Origin of the sequence: Pseudoalteromonas sp. MelDa3, assembly GCF_002863625.1 — a bacterium.
Classification (GTDB): domain Bacteria; phylum Pseudomonadota; class Gammaproteobacteria; order Enterobacterales; family Alteromonadaceae; genus Pseudoalteromonas; species Pseudoalteromonas arctica.
The window spans coordinates 1-18,347 of the sequence record NZ_PJBR01000089.1 but is presented as its reverse complement, the minus strand read 5'-3'; the positions used below and the strand labels follow the sequence as shown (position 1 = coordinate 18,347).

General features: G+C 38.9%; 21 protein-coding genes and 1 pseudogene. 16 read left to right on the top strand and 6 right to left on the bottom strand.

Going from position 1 to position 18,347, the window contains the following annotated elements:
* From CXF89_RS15160 to CXF89_RS15150, 3 genes are all read right to left on the bottom strand, one after another.
* A partial coding sequence (locus CXF89_RS15160) for a hypothetical protein (protein ID WP_121955070.1) occupies window positions 1-358 on the bottom strand: 358 nt, incomplete at its 3' end.
* Window positions 358-1,977: a S41 family peptidase gene (locus CXF89_RS15155; RefSeq protein ID WP_121955069.1), complete on the bottom strand. Its 1,620-nt coding sequence runs from the start codon at window positions 1,975-1,977 to the stop codon at window positions 358-360. The genes CXF89_RS15155 and CXF89_RS15160, both read right to left, overlap by 1 nt.
* Window positions 1,978-2,077: 100 nt before the next feature.
* On the bottom strand, window positions 2,078-2,731 hold the full coding sequence (locus CXF89_RS15150; protein WP_033012759.1) for an endonuclease: 654 nt from the start codon (window positions 2,729-2,731) through the stop codon (window positions 2,078-2,080).
* A gap of 231 nt (window positions 2,732-2,962) precedes the next feature.
* On the opposite strand from CXF89_RS15150, the gene CXF89_RS15145 reads away from it, so the two are divergent.
* Both CXF89_RS15145 and CXF89_RS15140 read left to right on the top strand, forming a co-directional pair.
* Entirely contained in the window at window positions 2,963-3,931 is a 969-nt protein-coding gene (locus CXF89_RS15145) for a DnaJ C-terminal domain-containing protein (RefSeq protein ID WP_007584935.1), read from the top strand.
* On the top strand, window positions 3,931-4,251 hold the full coding sequence (locus tag CXF89_RS15140) for a chaperone modulator CbpM (protein ID WP_007584937.1): 321 nt from the start codon (window positions 3,931-3,933) through the stop codon (window positions 4,249-4,251). The genes CXF89_RS15145 and CXF89_RS15140 overlap by 1 nt, the downstream gene beginning before the upstream one ends.
* Window positions 4,252-4,326: 75 nt before the next feature.
* Here CXF89_RS15140 and CXF89_RS15135 read toward each other — a convergent pair.
* Window positions 4,327-5,052: pseudogene (locus CXF89_RS15135) on the bottom strand (hypothetical protein).
* 313 nt (window positions 5,053-5,365) lie between these two features.
* Here CXF89_RS15135 and CXF89_RS15130 point away from each other — a divergent pair.
* Entirely contained in the window at window positions 5,366-5,746 is a 381-nt protein-coding gene (locus CXF89_RS15130) for a hypothetical protein (RefSeq protein WP_008138697.1), read from the top strand.
* On the opposite strand, the gene CXF89_RS15125 is transcribed toward CXF89_RS15130, so the two are convergent.
* Window positions 5,747-6,187, bottom strand: coding sequence for a PaaI family thioesterase (locus CXF89_RS15125; protein WP_007584940.1), 441 nt, complete (start codon window positions 6,185-6,187; stop codon window positions 5,747-5,749).
* A gap of 167 nt (window positions 6,188-6,354) precedes the next feature.
* Here CXF89_RS15125 and lexA point away from each other — a divergent pair, with 167 nt between their 5' ends.
* The 5 genes from lexA (at window position 6,355) to CXF89_RS15100 (ending at window position 11,631) form a co-directional block, all read left to right on the top strand.
* Window positions 6,355-6,972 carry a transcriptional repressor LexA gene (gene lexA, locus CXF89_RS15120; RefSeq protein WP_007584941.1) on the top strand — a complete coding sequence of 206 codons (618 nt, stop codon included), beginning with the start codon at window positions 6,355-6,357 and terminating at the stop codon, window positions 6,970-6,972.
* A gap of 483 nt (window positions 6,973-7,455) precedes the next feature.
* Window positions 7,456-8,598 carry a cytochrome c oxidase subunit II gene (gene coxB / locus CXF89_RS15115; RefSeq protein WP_024594300.1) on the top strand — a complete coding sequence of 381 codons (1,143 nt, stop codon included), beginning with the start codon at window positions 7,456-7,458 and terminating at the stop codon, window positions 8,596-8,598.
* Entirely contained in the window at window positions 8,598-10,190 is a 1,593-nt protein-coding gene (ctaD, locus tag CXF89_RS15110; protein ID WP_007584944.1) for a cytochrome c oxidase subunit I, read from the top strand. The genes coxB and ctaD overlap by 1 nt, the downstream gene beginning before the upstream one ends.
* The gene (locus tag CXF89_RS15105; protein ID WP_121955068.1) at window positions 10,190-10,720 is read left to right on the top strand and encodes a cytochrome c oxidase assembly protein; all 531 of its coding nucleotides are present in this window, start codon (window positions 10,190-10,192) and stop codon (window positions 10,718-10,720) included. Before ctaD ends, CXF89_RS15105 begins: the two co-directional genes overlap by 1 nt.
* Before the next feature lie 35 nt (window positions 10,721-10,755).
* A complete protein-coding gene (locus tag CXF89_RS15100; RefSeq protein ID WP_002959610.1) occupies window positions 10,756-11,631 on the top strand; it encodes a cytochrome c oxidase subunit 3 in 876 nt (291 codons plus the stop codon).
* Here CXF89_RS15100 and CXF89_RS21525 read toward each other — a convergent pair.
* Window positions 11,534-11,842, bottom strand: a complete 309-nt coding sequence (locus CXF89_RS21525; protein WP_076916441.1) for a DUF2909 family protein — start codon at window positions 11,840-11,842, stop codon at window positions 11,534-11,536. The two genes, CXF89_RS15100 and CXF89_RS21525, sit on opposite strands and share 98 nt — an antisense overlap.
* Before the next feature lie 14 nt (window positions 11,843-11,856).
* Here CXF89_RS21525 and CXF89_RS15090 point away from each other — a divergent pair, with 14 nt between their 5' ends.
* The 8 genes from CXF89_RS15090 to CXF89_RS15055 all read left to right on the top strand — a co-directional run.
* A complete protein-coding gene (locus CXF89_RS15090) occupies window positions 11,857-12,597 on the top strand; it encodes an SURF1 family protein (RefSeq protein WP_024594297.1) in 741 nt (246 codons plus the stop codon).
* Window positions 12,587-13,081: a hypothetical protein gene (locus tag CXF89_RS15085; RefSeq protein ID WP_007584950.1), complete on the top strand. Its 495-nt coding sequence runs from the start codon at window positions 12,587-12,589 to the stop codon at window positions 13,079-13,081. The genes CXF89_RS15090 and CXF89_RS15085 overlap by 11 nt, the downstream gene beginning before the upstream one ends.
* A gap of 28 nt (window positions 13,082-13,109) precedes the next feature.
* Window positions 13,110-14,099, top strand: coding sequence for a COX15/CtaA family protein (locus CXF89_RS15080; protein ID WP_007584952.1), 990 nt, complete (start codon window positions 13,110-13,112; stop codon window positions 14,097-14,099).
* A 12-nt stretch (window positions 14,100-14,111) separates the two neighbouring features.
* On the top strand, window positions 14,112-15,041 hold the full coding sequence (cyoE, locus tag CXF89_RS15075) for a heme o synthase (protein ID WP_002959598.1): 930 nt from the start codon (window positions 14,112-14,114) through the stop codon (window positions 15,039-15,041).
* Complete coding sequence (locus tag CXF89_RS15070; RefSeq protein ID WP_024594294.1) at window positions 15,038-15,655, top strand: SCO family protein; 618 nt, start codon at window positions 15,038-15,040, stop codon at window positions 15,653-15,655. The genes cyoE and CXF89_RS15070 overlap by 4 nt, the downstream gene beginning before the upstream one ends.
* A 152-nt stretch (window positions 15,656-15,807) precedes the next feature.
* Window positions 15,808-16,080 (top strand): STAS domain-containing protein, encoded by a 273-nt coding sequence (locus tag CXF89_RS15065; RefSeq protein ID WP_024594293.1) that lies wholly within the window; start codon window positions 15,808-15,810, stop codon window positions 16,078-16,080.
* Window positions 16,081-16,088: 8 nt separating this feature from the next.
* The gene (locus CXF89_RS15060) at window positions 16,089-16,451 is read left to right on the top strand and encodes a response regulator (protein ID WP_007584956.1); all 363 of its coding nucleotides are present in this window, start codon (window positions 16,089-16,091) and stop codon (window positions 16,449-16,451) included.
* A gap of 10 nt (window positions 16,452-16,461) precedes the next feature.
* Window positions 16,462-18,347, top strand: a 1,886-nt coding sequence (locus CXF89_RS15055; protein ID WP_145990827.1) for a chemotaxis protein CheA, incomplete at its 3' end; no start/stop codon positions are given.

The window sequence follows — 18,347 nt, the reverse complement described above, 5'->3', positions numbered from 1 at the left end:
AGGTAACACCTTCAAGTACTGTAGTAAGCTCTTTTTTAGGATAGTAAAGCTCACATTGGTTATTACGTAGCTGCAAAATAAACTTCTCAGATTTTATATTATGCGCGCCCATAATTACTCTGCCATCAGACCCTTTACTCATTGCATGATCAATTAGCAGTTCGCTACGTTTAGTAAATACCGAATCGGCAAGTGTTACTAATGCGCCTCCCTTAGCTTGTTGAATTGCCTGTTGTAGTGTTGTAATAACGCTGGGATTAACGCTCGTTAATATAGCGGGTTTAGCGGGCTCACTATTTACACTTTGGCATCCGCCTAAAGCGAGCAAGGTGGCTAATGGGAGTAATAATTTAGCCATTACCTTTCCTCACCCAGCGTTGGCCAAGTTAAGTCCATATTACGCTGGGTAAATTGCTCAGGCATATTTAAAGGAATGAGAGATTCACGAGAGCTTGAAAAATTAGCTGGCTCTGCTTTTGCAGCAGCCGTTCTAACTGGACAACTGCCATTTTCAACATGAAATAATGCGGTGGCTAAAACGGCCTCGTCACTGTCGCCTAACTGATGATCAAAGTCGTCCTCAATTTCACAACCTTGAACATCAGCATCAAATTGTGGCGTAGGGGTTGGTGTAAAACCCGCAGCGTATTCGCCAAATCCTTTGCTATTTACGCCACTAAATTGAATAGTGTAATAGGTTGTTGCGCAGTTATGAGTTGGGGTAAAGCCATAGGGCTTACCGCAGGTTGTGTCGCCAATTAAAACAACTTCTGCGTCTATACCTTTTAAACCATTAATAAAAGCTTCTGATGCCGAACAGGTGCCTGATGTGCTTAATACATAAACCTTTGATAGGTTTAAATCAGGTAGGTTTTCACCTGTGCTAAAAAAAGTAGAGTAATCTATTTCTTCATCAATAAATGGGAAGGGCGAATCAACGGGTTGTTTATCGTTTTGTTGAGTTTGATAATAAAAGCGGTTGTTAACGTTGGCATTACCGGCAACCATATAAGCTAATTGTGCCGACAGTGCTAATAAACCACCACCGTTATATCTAAAGTCGATTACAAGCTCGTCAACTCTATCGGTTTTAAACTTATTTACCGCATCAATAAGCCCTTCTTGGGCAATGCTTATATGGCTATTAAATTGCATGTAACCCACGCTTGAACCATTTGCAGTTGTAATCGTTTTAACATTTTGAACAGGTGTTTGTTCAATATTGCCAGCGGTTACATTAAATGTTTTTTCGGCGCCATCGTTACTGCGTACAACAATAGTATGTGAGTCGCCGTTAGTAGGACTAAATAAACCTTCGTTAAGCGTATCTACACCCGACTCTGTATTGGTATTAATGCTAACACCGTCAACTGAAAGTACAGTATCACCACGTTGAAAGCCTATTTGGCTTGCAGGTGAATCATCTTCAAGATAAGCAACGCGTAAAATACGATCGGCTGTATCGCCAATAAACGCCCAATTTATACCGTAACCAGAAGTAACGCCCGATTGCGCTTCTTGAAAGTAATCTTCAGTAGGTTCTGAAAAATGAAAGTTATCTTTTTTTGCACCTGAGTCGGTAAGCTGCTCTGTTTTTAATTGGGCAAAATAATCAGCTACTGTGGCAAAGCTTTCAGGGTCGCTATCGGCAATCTCATCATACCAAAGGTATGTTTCGTCGCTCCAAGAGCGAAGCCAAAGCTTTTCATAAAGGGCAGAACCCGCTTGATCTGGGTAGGGGTTGTTGTTATTAAAGGGATCGTTACCCGTACGAGGGGTTTCGCAAAAGTTTTTTAAATCGTTAGAGGGCTCAAATACCGCCGCTGTCCATGTTGGGCTGCTACTAACAGGTGTTGTAACTATAGGCGTGGTAACTACAGGAGCAGAGTCGATACCGCCTCCGCCGCCACAACCCGTTAAAGCAAAGCCCGCAAATGCAGTGAAAATGGCAAGCGAGGTTTTATTATTTTTAAACATAGTTAAGGGCTTTTTTGTAAATAAGTTGTTTAAAATATTACAACACTCGCTCGTTTATTCAACATTTATAACTTTGATTTATGTAAATGAGTGTTAAAGCTTAGAGCTTGCTCGCACTACTTGTATCTGCAAATGCTTGCTTTTTCCACGCATTAAATAACTTTTGCTGTTTATCAGAGATTTTTAAACCGTATGTTTTCTGCATGTAAGCGTAAGTGTCGGCTATACGTTTACGTGCATAGACAGGCGGTTCAACTACACGTTGCTTAAAGTTTACTTTTACTTCGCAACGACCATATTGTGTGGCGTTTTCGCTAAGCATGCCAAAACGATAATTAGAGCGATCGGCATTAATTTCGCCAATAGCTGGCGCTAAGTTATTTATATCGGCTTCCATTTTTCTAAATTTAGCACTTACTTTACGGCAGTTTTTACGTCCGCCATCTTGCCAACATTGTAGCTGATGACCAAATTCCCACGCCGGAACAATGTGTTCCCATTCAATACGTAGTGCTCGTACATTTACTTTGCCTGAGCGGGTAAGTGTATTTCGAGGAATGTAACCACAGTTAGAAGGATCAGGAATGAGTTTTTTGCCTTCTTTTTTAATATCACAACCGCAGTAAATACTTTTGGCGTTGTCAGGGAGGGTTTTAATTAAATGTCTTTTAGCCGTTGAAAAACGGGTAAATTGTTCGGCTGATACCGAAACGCACACACAACAAGCCAGTAAGGCCAGAATAAATCGAGTCATATCCATCACAAATGTGAACTACAGGAACAGGCAGTTTAAAGCCTTGAAGATAAAAGATAAAGTTAACTTAAGGCCTGCACTTATATTACTAAAAAGTGTCCGATTAATTTTTTATTCAAAGTTATTTTCACTATTCATTTATTTCTTACTATTTATCGTATTTTAACCACACAAGATTATACGTTAAGGAGTATGCTTAAAGCTTACTCAATATGGGGATTTGGATTGCAAATGAAATTTGTTGATTATTATGCAGTGCTCGGAATATCGCCTGATGCAGACGATAAAGCGGTTAAAGTAGCTTATAAAAAATTAGCCAGAAAATATCACCCAGATGTAAGCAAAGAGCCTCAAGCAGAAGATAAGTTTAAAGAAATAGCAGAAGCTTACGAAGTCATTCATAACAAAGAAGAACGCACTAAATACGACGAGTTACGTCGTCATCAACAAAATCGTGCTCGTCAACAGCAAGGTAATTATGGTGGTAACAATGCCTCATCGCAAAGTAATTATCAGCAAAGCGATCCTCAAACCGATCAAGAGTTTTCTGATTTTGTTAATTCAATGTTTGGCGGCGCCGGTGGATTCAATCGTTCCGGGCAGAGCAGAAGTAACGCCGCTCGCGCGCAAAAAGGACAAGATGTGGAAATAGAGTTCCCGATTTTTCTTGAAGAGACTTTAGTTGATACCGTTAAGCCTGTTGAGTTTATGTTACCGCAGCGAGATAGTAGTGGTCGTGTCTCTGAAATTAAAAAATCACTTAAAGTGAAAATTCCCGCAGGTTCAGTAAATGGCGAACGAATTCGACTAAAAGGGCAAGGCGGATTAGGGTCAGCGAACGGGCAAAATGGCGACTTGTACTTACAAATTAGTTTAGTGCCCCACCCATTATTTGATGTTGAAGGTCATAACCTAAATATAGTCGTCCCTCTTGCACCATGGGAAGCGGCTCTTGGTACAAAAATAAATTTACCTACGTTGGCAGGCAAAATCCAATTAACTATTCCATCTAATAGTCAGTCTGGTCAACGCTTGCGTATTAAAGGTAAGGGATTAATGAGTAAAAAAGCCAAAGGTGATTTATTTGCTGTGCTTAAAATTGTTAATCCAACATCTGTTGATGATACCAGTAAAAAACTTTGGGAAGAATTAGCCGAAAAAGCTCACTTTGATCCCCGTAATAACTGGAGCAAGCCATAATGCAAATTATCGTGACACAAAAAGATGATTTACTTACTAGCAAAGAGCTATGTTTGAGTAGTGATATTAGCGAAGCAATTTTATATGAGCTAGTTGAGCACAATATTGCGGTTCCAATTGAGGGGAAGCATGTTACGCAGTGGCAATTTACGGTATCTGCAGTGACCTTAGTTAAAAAAGCGGCCCGTATTCAACATGACTTTTCGTTAGATTGGTCGGCAATAGCTTTAGTTTTACAATTGCTGGATGAGCGTGATGAGTTGATTTTCGAAAACGAAATGTTAAAGCGACATTTGAGTCGATTTAAACACTTGGAATAAAATCTGCCCTTGGGTACTTCCTAGGGCTTATTTACTCTTTGGTGAGAGTGCGCTAGTTCTTAAAAACCAATATGACTACTTTGATTTATTCTTACTTTTAATTCGGATAAATCGTTTTAGTCGTATGTTTTGCATAAGTAGTAATATTCCACTTAGGCAAAAAAGTACGCTGGTTGCTGCAAAACTAATAAGCAGCGGATTATTAAAATCCTCTCGCTCATCGTAATCCATAATATGTAACATCCAAAAAAAGTCGAAAATTCGCCATAGTGTGCTGCGAACGGTGATAACTTTACCGTTATTTTCTGACAAATACAGTGTTGTGTTAAATGTGTCGTCAAATTGTACCTGCCAAACATTGGTTTTATATCCAACTTCTCGCATACCTTGCTTTAGCAGTACAGCGCTTGTCACTTGAGCATCAATAAGTAAGTGTGCTTTAGCATTTGCGGTAATTTGTATTTTAGTTGGCGGCTCAAAAGGCCGGCCTGTTATACCGTTAAAGCTTTGCTGTTCATCTTTATTTATTACTGTAATTATAGGTGTGGTTAAAAAGTTCTCAAAAATTATTTATGTTGGATTAACCACCTGAGATGCAATATCGTTAAGGGAGGCAACATAATCAGCCTGCGTAAATGGGTTATTAAGAGTACGTGTTGCAAGATGCTCCCCATGAACTTTATCAAGAGGAATAGCGCTCATGACTAAACCGCCTAATAGCCAAGCTAAAATTTGTAATGTGAGCAAATAACCGAGCCATTTATGTAACTTGCGAGCATACTTAAATATTTTTTTATTCATGTTTTAGTCTTATTATTTTTAGAGGCTAGTTTATTACATTAATGGGATTAGTTACTGCGACATTTTGTCGCAGTTTAAACTATAGCTTACTGTAATCATTTAAAAATAAAAAAGATTACACTTAAATTGCTAACATGACTTATTTGTTTAATTGAGCTGAGTGTTTGATATCCAGCTAGCTTTAAACGCTAAAAAATACTTAAAAGCTGCGAAATATCTATATAAAGTGGTTAATAGAGCATAGTTGATTTGGTATAACGGTAAAACTGCGTTAAAGTTTGCAATGAAATTATTAGAGGATAAATACGAAACGATGTCGGAAATTCAATTTTTAAATGTAGATCTTGAGCTTGAATCAAAGCAAGATATTAGTTTGCTAGTGGCAGACTTGAAAAAAGTCGCGACGATTTTACATTATGACAAAGACGAATACCGTCAATTAGCGCGTATTGAAGCAACAGGTGTAGTAAACACGCCTGACAAAGCAATAAACCATATATGTGAGCTTATTGAATCGTGTTCGCGTAACGCGCTAAAGCAATGGTTAAGCTGTTCACGTAGAACGTTTGATATTGGTTTTGAATCAGGCACTTCCCCTAAGTGCTTTAATCAAGCCTTAGATGCAGATACATTACTACGTATATCTGCGATTGGTGCGGGTATGGAAATTACAATTTACCCAATCGAAAAGTAACTACCTTCGCTCTACGACTGCTGCGGTCATTTTTGATACGCAGCACAGCTCATTGCGGCTATTTGTAATTTTTATTTCCCACACTGAACTACGTTTGCCAATATGAAACGCTCTTGCCGTTGCTGTTAAAGTGCCGTTGCGAGATGCTTTTAAATGACTTGCGCTAATTTCCTGCCCCACGCAGTAAAATTTTGTAAAATCGACAACAAAGTTAGCTGCATAGCTGGCAACTGTTTCGGCAAGTACAACGTTAGCACCGCCGTGAACCATTCCCATTGGGTTATGATGCTCAGGAATTGCCGGCATAGTGGCTACTAAGTAATCATCACCAATTTCAGTGACTTCTATTCCCATGGTTTTCATTAATGTTCCTTGGCCATCAATGCCTTGTTCTAACTGCTTGCACAGCTCTAAAGTGATGGGCTGGTACCAAATACTCATAATGACTCCTTTGCTTTTTTAATCATTTATAAACCTAGCTTTAGTTATATCCCTAAAATGTACACAAGTGAAATTACTTTGGCTATTTTAAGGCTTAATTTAAATTTGCGATTTTTATTTAACTGTATATACTCACAGTTAAATGTACTGTATGGAAAACCAGTTGTATGCGACCATTAACGAACCGCCAAGCTCAAATACTCGAACTAATTAAAGTTTTTATTAAAGACACTGGTATGCCTCCTACACGTGCTGAAATAGCGCAAACATTAGGTTTTAAAAGTGCCAATGCTGCTGAAGAACATTTAAAAGCACTTGCTAAAAAAGGCGCAATTAAAATGAAACCAGGTGCAAGCCGTGGTATTCAATTAATTGAAGAAGAAGAGCCAGAACAATTAGGTTTACCGCTTATAGGGCGTGTTGCTGCTGGTTCACCTATTTTGGCGCAAGAGCACGTTGAAAGTCACTGCAAAATCGATCCATTAATGTTTAAACCGGCTGCAGATTTTTTACTACGCGTTAACGGTATGAGCATGAAAGATATTGGTATTATGGATGGTGATTTACTTGCTGTACATCGTACTCAAACCGCTGAAAACGGGCAAGTTGTTGTTGCCCGCCTAGACGAAGACGTAACTGTAAAACGTCTTGAGAAAGCGGGTCGTAAAGTATTACTTCATGCTGAAAACGACGATTTTGAATCTATTGAAGTAGATCTTGAGAATGAGTCTTTTAATATTGAAGGCTTAGCCGTTGGCGTTATAAGAAACGCTGATTGGATGTGACTTTAAAAATAGCTTTTAAACAAGCAGTTTTATAAATGCGTACTAATTAGTACGCATTTCCTGTTTTAAATTCGCACTAAAAATAGGGCATAAATAGCTCACTGACAATTTAAGCTGTAAACTTTTTTGCACTTATATTTTCCTCCTCCGAATGCGTTAAACCCCTTTGTTTTGCTCATCTTTTGAACTTCCTGTTACCTAGTTGGTTACTGATTTTTTATTAATTACTCAATATCACCTGATTGTTTTTTATACTAAAACTTGCTTGTTGTTCATTTTTTAGCTAATTATTAATGTGCTGAGCTAATAATAACTCACAGCTTTTTAGTTTTGAGAACACACAATATACACAAACACGTTGTTGGCGCAGCAAAACCAATCAATATTAAATGAGATTGACTAAAAAAATAAAAATAACGAATTGGCGTTTAAGCCGTATGCCTCTTCGCTTTGCATTCGCAATAGCATCAAAGGAGCCGTCACATGGGTAAACTGACCTCTACCTTGTGGCTTATATTATGTGTTTTTTCGCACCCAGTTTTGGCAAACAGCCAATACAATATGCGCAAAGGCGTAACCGATATAAGCAATAATGTATATCAGCTGCACATGACCATATTTATAATATGTTGTGTGATTGGGGTGATAGTGTTCGCAATTATGTTTTGGGCACTTATTCATCACCGCAAATCTAAAGGGGCTGTACCTGCCCAATTTCACGAAAGCACTAAAGTAGAAATACTTTGGACTGCAATCCCGTTTGTTATTTTAATTGCTATGGCAGTACCAGCCACTAAAACCCTAATTGCAATGGAAGATGCCAGCAAAGCTGATCTCACTATTAAAATTACAGGCTCGCAATGGAAATGGCATTATGAATATATGGGTGAAGATGTAGAGTTCTACTCTATTTTATCTACCCCGCAAGATGAAATAGCGAATCTTGCAGATAAAAATCCTAACTACTTACTTGAGGTTGATAAACCTCTCGTACTGCCAATAAATCAAAAAGTACGATTTTTAATGACTTCTGACGATGTTATTCACTCTTGGTGGGTACCTGATTTTGCAGTTAAAAAAGATGCGAATCCCGGCTTTATAAACGAAACATGGACGAACATAAACGAAGAAGGTACTTACCGAGGCCAATGTGCTGAGTTGTGTGGTAAAGATCATGGCTTTATGCCCGTTGTGGTGGTCGCTAAATCTGAGGCTGATTTTAAAACGTGGCTTGCAGATGCAAAGCAAGCTAAACAAAAAGCAGCATTAGCAGATGCCGCATTACTTGATAAAACCCTCCCAAAAGAAGAATTAATGACTTTAGGCGAACAAGTATATATGGCCAATTGTGCTGCATGTCATCAGCCTACTGGCATGGGGTTACCGGGTGTATTTCCTGCACTTAAAGGCAGCCCTATAGTGCTTGGCGATATAAAAGATCACATTGATGTAGTTATCCATGGGCGACCCGGTACGGCAATGCAAGCATTTGCCAAACAGTTATCTATAAAGCAATTAGCAGCGGTTATTACTTATAAACGTAATGCGTGGGGTAATGATACGGGTGATGTTATTCAACCGAGTCAAATACAGGCAGCACTTGATGCCAAAGTGGAGGCGAACTAATGAGTAGCATAGTAGAACAACCTAACGCCAATGAAGCTCATCATGCTCATCACCCAGCTAAGGGTTTTAAACGCTGGCTTTACACAACTAATCATAAAGATATAGGTAGTTTATATTTAATTTTTTCGCTGACCATGTTCTTAATTGGTGGTGGAATGGCCATGGTGATCAGAGCTGAATTATTTCAACCAGGTTTACAGTTGGTCGATCCTCACTTTTTTAATCAAATGACCACAGTGCATGGTTTAATTATGGTGTTTGGTGCGGTTATGCCGGCCTTTACAGGCCTTGCTAACTGGATGATACCACTCATGATTGGCGCGCCAGATATGGCATTGCCAAGAATGAATAACTGGAGCTTTTGGATTTTACCGTTTGCGTTTTTAATCCTATTGGCATCGTTATTTATGCCTGGTGGGGGTCCTGCATTTGGCTGGACTTTTTATGCACCACTGTCTACAACATACAGTAATGACAATACTGCATTGTTTGTATTTGCCGTACATATTATGGGGATTAGCTCAATAATGGGCGCAATCAATGTGATTGTAACTATAGTGAACTTACGTGCCCCAGGCATGACATGGATGAAGTTGCCCTTATTTGTATGGACGTGGTTAATTACTGCCTTTTTATTAATAGCGGTAATGCCAGTGCTTGCAGGGGCTGTCACTATGGTACTTACCGATAAGTATTTTGCGACCAGCTTTTTTGATGCCGCAGGCGGTGGCGACCCGGTGATGTTCCAACACATTTTTTGGTTTTTTGGTCATCCCGAAGTATACATAATGATTCTTCCTGCCTTTGGCATTATATCTACAATAGTACCTACCTTTTCTCGTAAAAAACTTTTTGGCTATGCCTCAATGGTATACGCCACATCCTCCATAGCACTATTGAGCTTTATTGTATGGGCTCATCATATGTTTACCACTGGGATGCCGGTCGCTGGCGAGTTGTTTTTTATGTACGCGACCATGCTTATATCGGTACCTACAGGAGTAAAAGTATTTAATTGGGTTGCCACAATGTGGAAAGGCTCAATAACTTTTGAAGTGCCAATGCTTTTTAGTATTGCGTTTATTGTGCTGTTTACCTTAGGTGGCTTTTCGGGGTTGATGCTGGCAATTACACCTGCTGACTTTCAGTACCACGATACTTATTTTGTAGTGGCGCATTTTCATTATGTATTAGTAACAGGGGCTGTATTTTCGATAATGGCGGGGGCCTATTACTGGCTGCCCAAGTGGACGGGCAATATGTTTAATATCACGCTAGCTAAATGGCATTTTTGGCTATCGCTGGTGAGTGTGAACGTATTGTTTTTTCCTATGCATTTTGTAGGGCTTGCCGGTATGCCGCGTCGAATTCCCGATTATGCACTTCAATTTGCCGACTTTAACGCAATCATAAGTATTGGTGGATTTGCCTTTGGTTTATCGCAATTGTTGTTTGTAGCTGTGGTAATTAAATGCGCGCGTGGCGGTGATAAAGTGCCTGCAAAAGTATGGGAAGGGGCAGAAGGGCTTGAGTGGGAAGTTGACTCTCCAGCGCCATATCATACTTTTTCTACGCCGCCGGTAATTAAGTAATGACACACGCACCGCTACTCAAACGTTTGGTACTTATTTGCATAGGCATGTTTGCCTTTGCCTTTGCTTTAGTACCTTTGTATGACGTGTTTTGTGATGTAACAGGGCTTAATGGAAAACCTTCGCTTGAGCAGGCAGAGCAAAGTACACAAATAGTACAAAACCGAGAAGTCGGCGTTAGCTTTACTACTCACGCACAAAGTGGTGCACCGTTTGAAGTTAAATCAAAAGAATACAGTGTAGTGGTAAAACCCGGTGCAATGCGTGAAGTAATGTTTAGTGCTAAAAATAACAGCAACCTAGATAAAGTAATGCAGGCTGTACCATCAGTCTCGCCAGGTAAAGCGGCAAAGTATTTACATAAAATAGCCTGTTTTTGCTTTGATCAGCAACCTCTAAAAGCAGGGGAAGAACTTGAATTTAAATTGCTTTTTTATGTTGATACCGCACTGCCAAGCGACATTGAAGAATTAACTTTATCTTATACCGTATTTGATATTAGTGAACAGCTGGTGGCAAATAATAACTAGCTTTTTAAACTAGTGTGAAACTAGGAGTAAATAAAATGAATCAAGAATATGAGCATTATTACGTACCAGAACAAAGCCCGTGGCCTATTGTAGGTGCTGTTGCATTGTTTTTTATTGCAGTAGGGGCAGGCTTAACAGTTATGAGTGTAGGTAAAGAAGGTGGTAGCGGGGTTTATCTGCTTTATGCCGGTATTGCTGTACTTGTGTATATGTTGTTTAGCTGGTTTAAAAATGTAATTAGTGAATCGGACCAAGGTTTGTACTCAGCACAAATGGATCGCTCTTTTAGACAAGGTATGAGCTGGTTTATTTTTTCTGAAGTTATGTTTTTTATGGCCTTTTTTGGTGCGCTTTTTTATGCACGGGTATTGTCGGTACCTTGGCTTGGAGGCGCAGGCAATAATGCAATGACTAACGAGGTTTTATGGCCTACTTTTGAAGCCGTTTGGCCGCTAGTTTCAACACCTGCTGGCGAAACTACTCAAGCTATGGGCTGGCAAGGCTTACCGCTTATAAATACCTTAATACTGCTTACTTCCTCAGTTACTTTACATTTTGCCCATGTAGCGATGGAAAACAATAAACGCACTCCACTTAAAGTTTTTTTAGGCGCTACTATTTTGTTGGGTGTTTGCTTTCTAGGGCTGCAAGTTGAGGAGTACATGCATGCATATAATGACCTTAATCTAACGCTAGATGCGGGTATTTACGGTAATACGTTCTTTTTATTGACTGGTTTTCATGGCATGCATGTAACGCTAGGAACGGTACTTTTATTTGTAATATTTTTACGGATATTAAAAGGGCACTTTACTAAAGATAAGCATTTTGCTTTTCAAGCAGCTGCTTGGTATTGGCACTTTGTTGATGTGGTGTGGCTGTGTTTGTTTGTATTTGTATATGTGCTGTAGCGTTTATTGGCGAATTATTTGCTTTAATAAAACCAAGTTTAAGCGCTGCAATAACAACAACTAAAACAACGACCGAAAACAATACGCGACGACCTAAAAAGTGAGACATAGGTCGTCCCCCAGTTTTCCCTGACACCATAATAAACAATGCTCTAAATAAGTTAAAAAGTATAAATATTAACAACAGTACGATAATAATTTTAATAATCACTGAGTTGACCCTTTATGCAGTTAGTTTTATGGCACAAACAAAAGCTTAGTTCACTAATCACACTTTGTATGGTTGTGGTTGTTGTACTTGTGTGTGTGCGACTAGGATTTTGGCAGTTGGAGCGGGGTGAGCAAAAACAGCAGCAACTAACCGCTATTGCTAAGCAACATACTCGTGGTGTGATGAGTTGGTCTCAATTACATAACCTGCCTGATAGCTGGAACAAAACAGGTGTATTGGTTGAGTTAAAAGGGCGGTTTGTACAAAACCAATATTGGCTTTTAGATAATCAAGTTTATAACGGACAAGTAGGGTACGACCTACTTGCTTTACTAAAGCCAGCCAGCGAAGAAAAAGTGATTTTAGTTAATTTAGGATGGGTAAAAGCGCCTATATCTAGAGATACACTGCCAAAGGTTACTCTGCCTACAGGTGTTTTTATTCTTAAAGCGCAAATAAAAGAAAATAACCTAAGTAGCTTTACGCTTGAAGATAAAACTACAAATAACGACTTACCTACAAGAATCCAATCTATCGACTTGAATATGCTGAGCACTCAAAGCCAGCAATCATTAATTAATTTTATGGCTTACAGACAAGGTACTGGTGATGAGATTGCAACACCTCATTATGAGGCAGTTGTTATGAGCCCTCAAAAGCATAATGCCTACGCTGTGCAATGGTTTTTAATTGCTATTGCATGTGCTGTTGTGGCTATTTTTGCGAGTAAAAAAAGGACACATAATGAAAAATAACCCCCTTGTGTTGTTTGTGGGCTGCTGCGCTATCCCATTAATTTTGGCATATGGCGCATTAAAGTTTGATTGGTTGCCTACTGCAATTACTAATAATGGCGAGTTTTTAAGCCAAGAAATAAAACTTAAAAATTGGCCGCAAAATAATCCCAAGCAATGGACTATCGCACTTAATTATTCAAACGAATGTAACACCCCATGCAGCGAACAACTCAATGCACTTAATAATTTATATGTGGCACTTGGTAAAAACCAAGGCAAGGTTGATATGGCTGTAATGGGAAGCCCTGACAATAAAAATCTACCATGGAAAATTATTACCGAGCAACAGAGTTTAAATCCTGCAAGTTTGTATTTGATTGATCATATGGGGTTAGTGGTACTTGAATATCCCTTTAAGGTCGAGCCACAAGAAAACCGTTTAGTACAAAAAGGGTTATTAAAAGATCTAAAAAAATTACTTAACTATTCTCGTTCTAGCTAACTAAGTTGAGCTTAAGTTGGAGTATCTGATGTATAAAAATTATAAAAACTTAGTATTAATAACAGGATTACTCGCTTTGATTGTAGTTGCTTTAGGTGCGTACACCCGCTTAAGTGATGCAGGTTTAGGGTGCCCCGATTGGCCTGGTTGTTATGGTTTTTTAACGGTACCTAAGCATGAGGCTGACATAGCCTTAGCAACTCAAAGCTACCCCGATATGATGTTCGAAACCGCAAAAGCGTGGAAAGAAATGATTCATCGCTACTTTGCAGGTGCTTTAGGCTTACTTATTTTAGGTTTATTTGTGTTGGCTTTTTTAAAACGCCAATATCCAACTACGCCAGTTAAATTGCCTTTGGCTTTACTTCTACTAGTGGTGTTTCAGGCTGCCCTTGGTATGTGGACAGTAACCATGAACCTTCAGCCGCTTATTGTAATGGGCCACTTATTAGGTGGCTTTAGTATTTTGTCACTTATAACGCTTTTATATTTACGGCTAACCGCAAAACCTATTATGGGTGGCGATAGCGGCGCAAAACGCTATTTCGGTTTAAGTTTAGTAGCGCTCAGTGTATTAATTATCCAAATTGCACTTGGTGGTTGGCTGGCTGCAAATTACGCCGCTCCACATTGTAGTGGTTTGCCATTGTGTAATTACGCACAACCGTTTTCATTGAGTAGCGTATTTCAATTACCACTTGAGCACAGTAATTATGAGTTTGGTGTGTTATCGCAGCAAGCGCGTATGTCTATTCATTTATTACATCGCATTTGGGCACTCGTTACTTGCATTGTTCTGGCGTTAATTATGTGGAAAATATACAGCCAAGCGTACTCTAAAAAAATTAAAAATTGCGTTGTGAGTGTATTACTTGTTCTGCTTTGCCAAATTAGCTTAGGGCTTATTTTAGTACATTGGCATATTCCGTTGGGAGTTGCACTGGCGCATAACTTGATGGCAGCCATACTGTTATTAAGCATGGTTAGGTTGTGTTATTACCTAAAATCACGCACATAAAGGGGAAATATGATGGCACTTATAATTGATAAAAAAATACTGCTACCCGTTAATACTCAATCGCTAATTTCGCGTACTCATAGTTTGCTGCAAGACTACTTAGCAATTAGTAAATTTAAAGTGGTAGCCATGCTGGTGCTAACAGCTTGGGTTGGTTTAGCGCTGGCTCCCGATGTAGGGCGCGGTATGGTCGTACAGTTTATTAGCTTGTTAGGTATAGGGCTACTTTCTGCTGCTGCAGCGGTTATTAATCATGTGGTTGATAGCGAGATAGACTCAAAAATGGCGCGGACTCGTCATCGCCCTGTGGCTAAAGGGCGTTTAAGTAAAACACATGCGCTTAGTTTTGCAGCTGTTATTGGGGTTGCTGGTTTTATTATGCTGATGGTGTGGGCCAATACCTTAACCGCTATATTAACGTTATTTGCATTGGTAGGTTATGCATTTGTTTATACATCATTTTTAAAGCGTGCAACGCCGCAAAATATTGTTATAGGTGGGTTGGCTGGCGCAATGCCTCCATTATTAGGTTGGGTGTCAGAAACAAACCAAATGGCAGCAGCCCCTTGGTTACTCGTAATGATAATATTTACCTGGACCCCACCACACTTTTGGGCGCTGGCTATAGCGCGAAAAAGTGATTATGAACGCGCTAAAATCCCTATGTTACCAGTAACCCATGGTATCGATTTTTGTAAAACGTGCGTCGTTGCTTACTCTGTTTTACTCGCTGTTGTTTGCGTATTACCTTATTTAATCGGTATGTCTGGATTAATCTATTTGATAGGAGCATGTGTATTAAATGCCGTGTTTATATATAAGGCGGTCAATTTAAAAATTGCTGGAAATGATGAGACTGCAATGGACTTATTTCGTTTTTCGATTATTCATTTGATGGTACTCTTTGTAATCTTATTTATAGATAAATGGCTCCCTTTATGAAGCAGTTATGGCTTGGATTAATTGTTGTTTTAGTTTTGTTTTTATCAGCATGTTCAAATGAAAATAGTCCACCAGATGTAGATGCATTAGTTTACGAAAATGCAAAGCCATTGTCTGATTTTACGCTAAACGATCAGCGCGGCGAATTAGTGACTAAGCAACAATTTGTAGGACAGTGGAATTTAGTATTTTTAGGCTATACAAGCTGTCCAGATATTTGTCCATTAACACTTGCTAAGTTAAATGCTGTTTATAAAAACTTACAAGCAGATTATCCGCTGCAAATTTGGTTTTTATCGGTTGATCCAAAACGCGATACACCAGCTAAACGAAAGCAATATATAGATTACTTTAACCCAGACTTTTTAGCTGTATCAGGGGAACATAAACACCTTTTTCCTGTTGTTCGAGAGCTTGGTTTAATTTACGCCATTAGCGATAGTAGTGAATCAGAATATGCTGTTGATCATAGTGCCTCGGTCGCTATGGTTGATCAAAATGGAGCCGTTAGAGCTATTTTTAAACCAGAATTTAAACAAGGTAGTGTGCCATTAATTAATGCGACGACTTTAACGGAAGAGTTTAAAAAAATAGCTGATTACTATAAAAACTAGTTTTTTACTTTTTACCAATTTTAAAGGAGCTTTAGGCTCCTTTTTTTGTATTTTAACGACAGGTTAAATTTAATTAAGCATTTTATGGCAATTTTAATAACTAGGGCTAAGCTTTTGTTATGAATTGAATTGACAGGGAATGCACTTACTAAATGCTAAAACTTCCGAGCGAACTTGCTATTACGCAAGTTGAAACACTACATCAAGACTTACTACACGAACTCAATAGCAACGATGATATCTGTCTTGATATTAACGATGTGATTTCTGCTGATACTGCCTCAATTCAACTTTTATGCGCCTTACAAAAACACTTACTTACTATACAGCACAAAATAATATGGGTAGGCAGTAGCAAGGCCTTAACGCATACAATTAATAAACTTGGCTTAAGCCAATACTTAACAACCGAAAGTAAAAGTTAGGGGTATATATGAAAAGAATTTTAGCGGTTGATGATTCAGCATCGATGCGTCAAATGGTGAGCTTTACATTAAAAACTGCCGGGTTTGATGTAACCGAAGCTAAAGATGGCAGTGAAGCTCTCGCTATTGCCAAGCAACAAGATTTTGATGCCGTGATCTCAGATGTAAACATGCCAATAATGGATGGAATTACATTAATACGAGAGCTGCGTACTTTACCTAGTTATAAATTTACACCACTACTGATGCTTACTACAGAGTCGGGCTTAGAAAAAAAGATAGAGGGTAAAGCTGCTGGTGCAACAGGTTGGATTGTAAAACCATTTAATCCCGATCAGCTACTAGCGGTAATTAAAAAAGTTATTCGCTAAGGAGCGCAGTGTGAGTATAGATTTAAGTCAATTTTTTGAAGTTTTCTTTGAAGAGAGTTTTGAAGGCCTAGATACCATGGAGGCTGAGTTATTAAACTTAGTGCCAGGTGAGGAAGATTTAGAAACTATCAACACTATTTTTAGAGCTGCTCACTCAATAAAAGGAGGCAGTGGCACTTTTGGTTTTAGCTCCGTTGCTGACTTTACTCATGTACTTGAAACACTACTGGATCAAATTCGCCAAGGTGAACGAGAGCTTAGTACCGAGCATGTCAATTTATTACTCAAAGCTGTGGATTGCTTGCGCGCTTTACTTGCTGCACTTCAAGGTGAACAAGAGCCAGATTTAACCGAAGCAGATTTGTTAAAAGTACAATTTGAACATGTACTTGGAATGAAAAACGAAACACAAGAGAATAAACCTCAAAGCTGTGAAGAGCAAACAAGTAGCAATACCTATCAAATAGACTTTAAACCTCATCATCATTTATTTAAAACAGGAAACGAGCCACTGTACATGATCAGTGAGCTTGAAGAGCTAGGTGAGTTAGAAACCACAGTATTTTACGATGAAGTTCCAGAAATTACAGATTTGAGCAGTGATGAATGCTTTTTACATTGGCGCTTTTTTTTAAGCACTAGCCATGATGAAAAAGCCATAAAAGAAGTGTTTGAATGGGTTGAAGACGATGCCGATATAAAAGTTGAATTATGTGGCGGCTTATTTGGCAATGATGAGCCAATACAACCTAATCAAGATGAGATACCTAAAGCCGTTGAGCTTGAAACATCCGATTTAATAAAAGTAGCTGAGCTACCTAGTAAGCCAAAGCAACCCGCTGCTAATAAAGATAAAAAACCTGCAAGTACACCAGAGTCTACCTCCATTCGAGTTGGTATTGATAAAGTTGATTCGTTAATAAATATGGTTGGGGAACTTGTTATTACACAAGCTATGCTAAATCAACTCAGCGAACAAGAAATCACACCAGCCACAATTACTTTACTACAGGAAGGCCTAGCGCAACTTGCCCATAATACGCGTGATTTACAAGAAAATGTGATGCGCATTCGTATGCTGCCAATAAACTTTGTATTTAGTCGTTTTCCTCGATTAGTGCGAGATATAGCGCAAAAACTAAATAAGCAGGTTGAGCTAAAGTTGATTGGAGAGCAAACCGAGCTTGATAAAACAGTAATGGAAAAAATATCCGATCCTATGGTGCATTTAGTGAGGAATTCACTTGATCATGGATTAGAGACTGTTGAGCAAAGACTGGCGGCAGGTAAAGATCCCGTTGGCACAGTAACCTTAAATGCATTTCATCAGGGTGGAAACATTGTTATTGAAATAATGGATGATGGGCAGGGGTTAAATACAAAAAAAATAAAAGAAAAAGCCATCGCTAACGAATTAATCTCAGCTGATAACCATCTCAGTGACGATGAAATAAATGAGCTTATTTTTATGCCCGGCTTTTCGACAGTAGATGAGGTAAGTGACTTATCTGGTCGTGGAGTTGGGATGGATGTAGTTAAGCGAAATATTCAATCATTAAATGGCTCAGTAGAGGTAACCTCAGCGGCCGGTGTTGGTTCTACGTTTACTATTAGATTACCACTTACTCTCGCTATTTTAGATGGGCAATTAGTTAAGGTGGCTCAGCATACTTATATTATCCCGCTCATTTCTATTGTGGAATCTCTGCAAATTGATATTGCTAAAGTGAGTCGAGTGGGTAAAAGCCTTGATGTATTGAGGCTTCGGGACGAATACATTCCTATTTTAAGGCTCTACGATATTTTTAATCATAAAAATGCCATTGAATCACTCGATAAAACGCTGCTTGTTGTTGTAGAAACAGATAACCAAAAGGTGGGTTTATTAGTTGATGA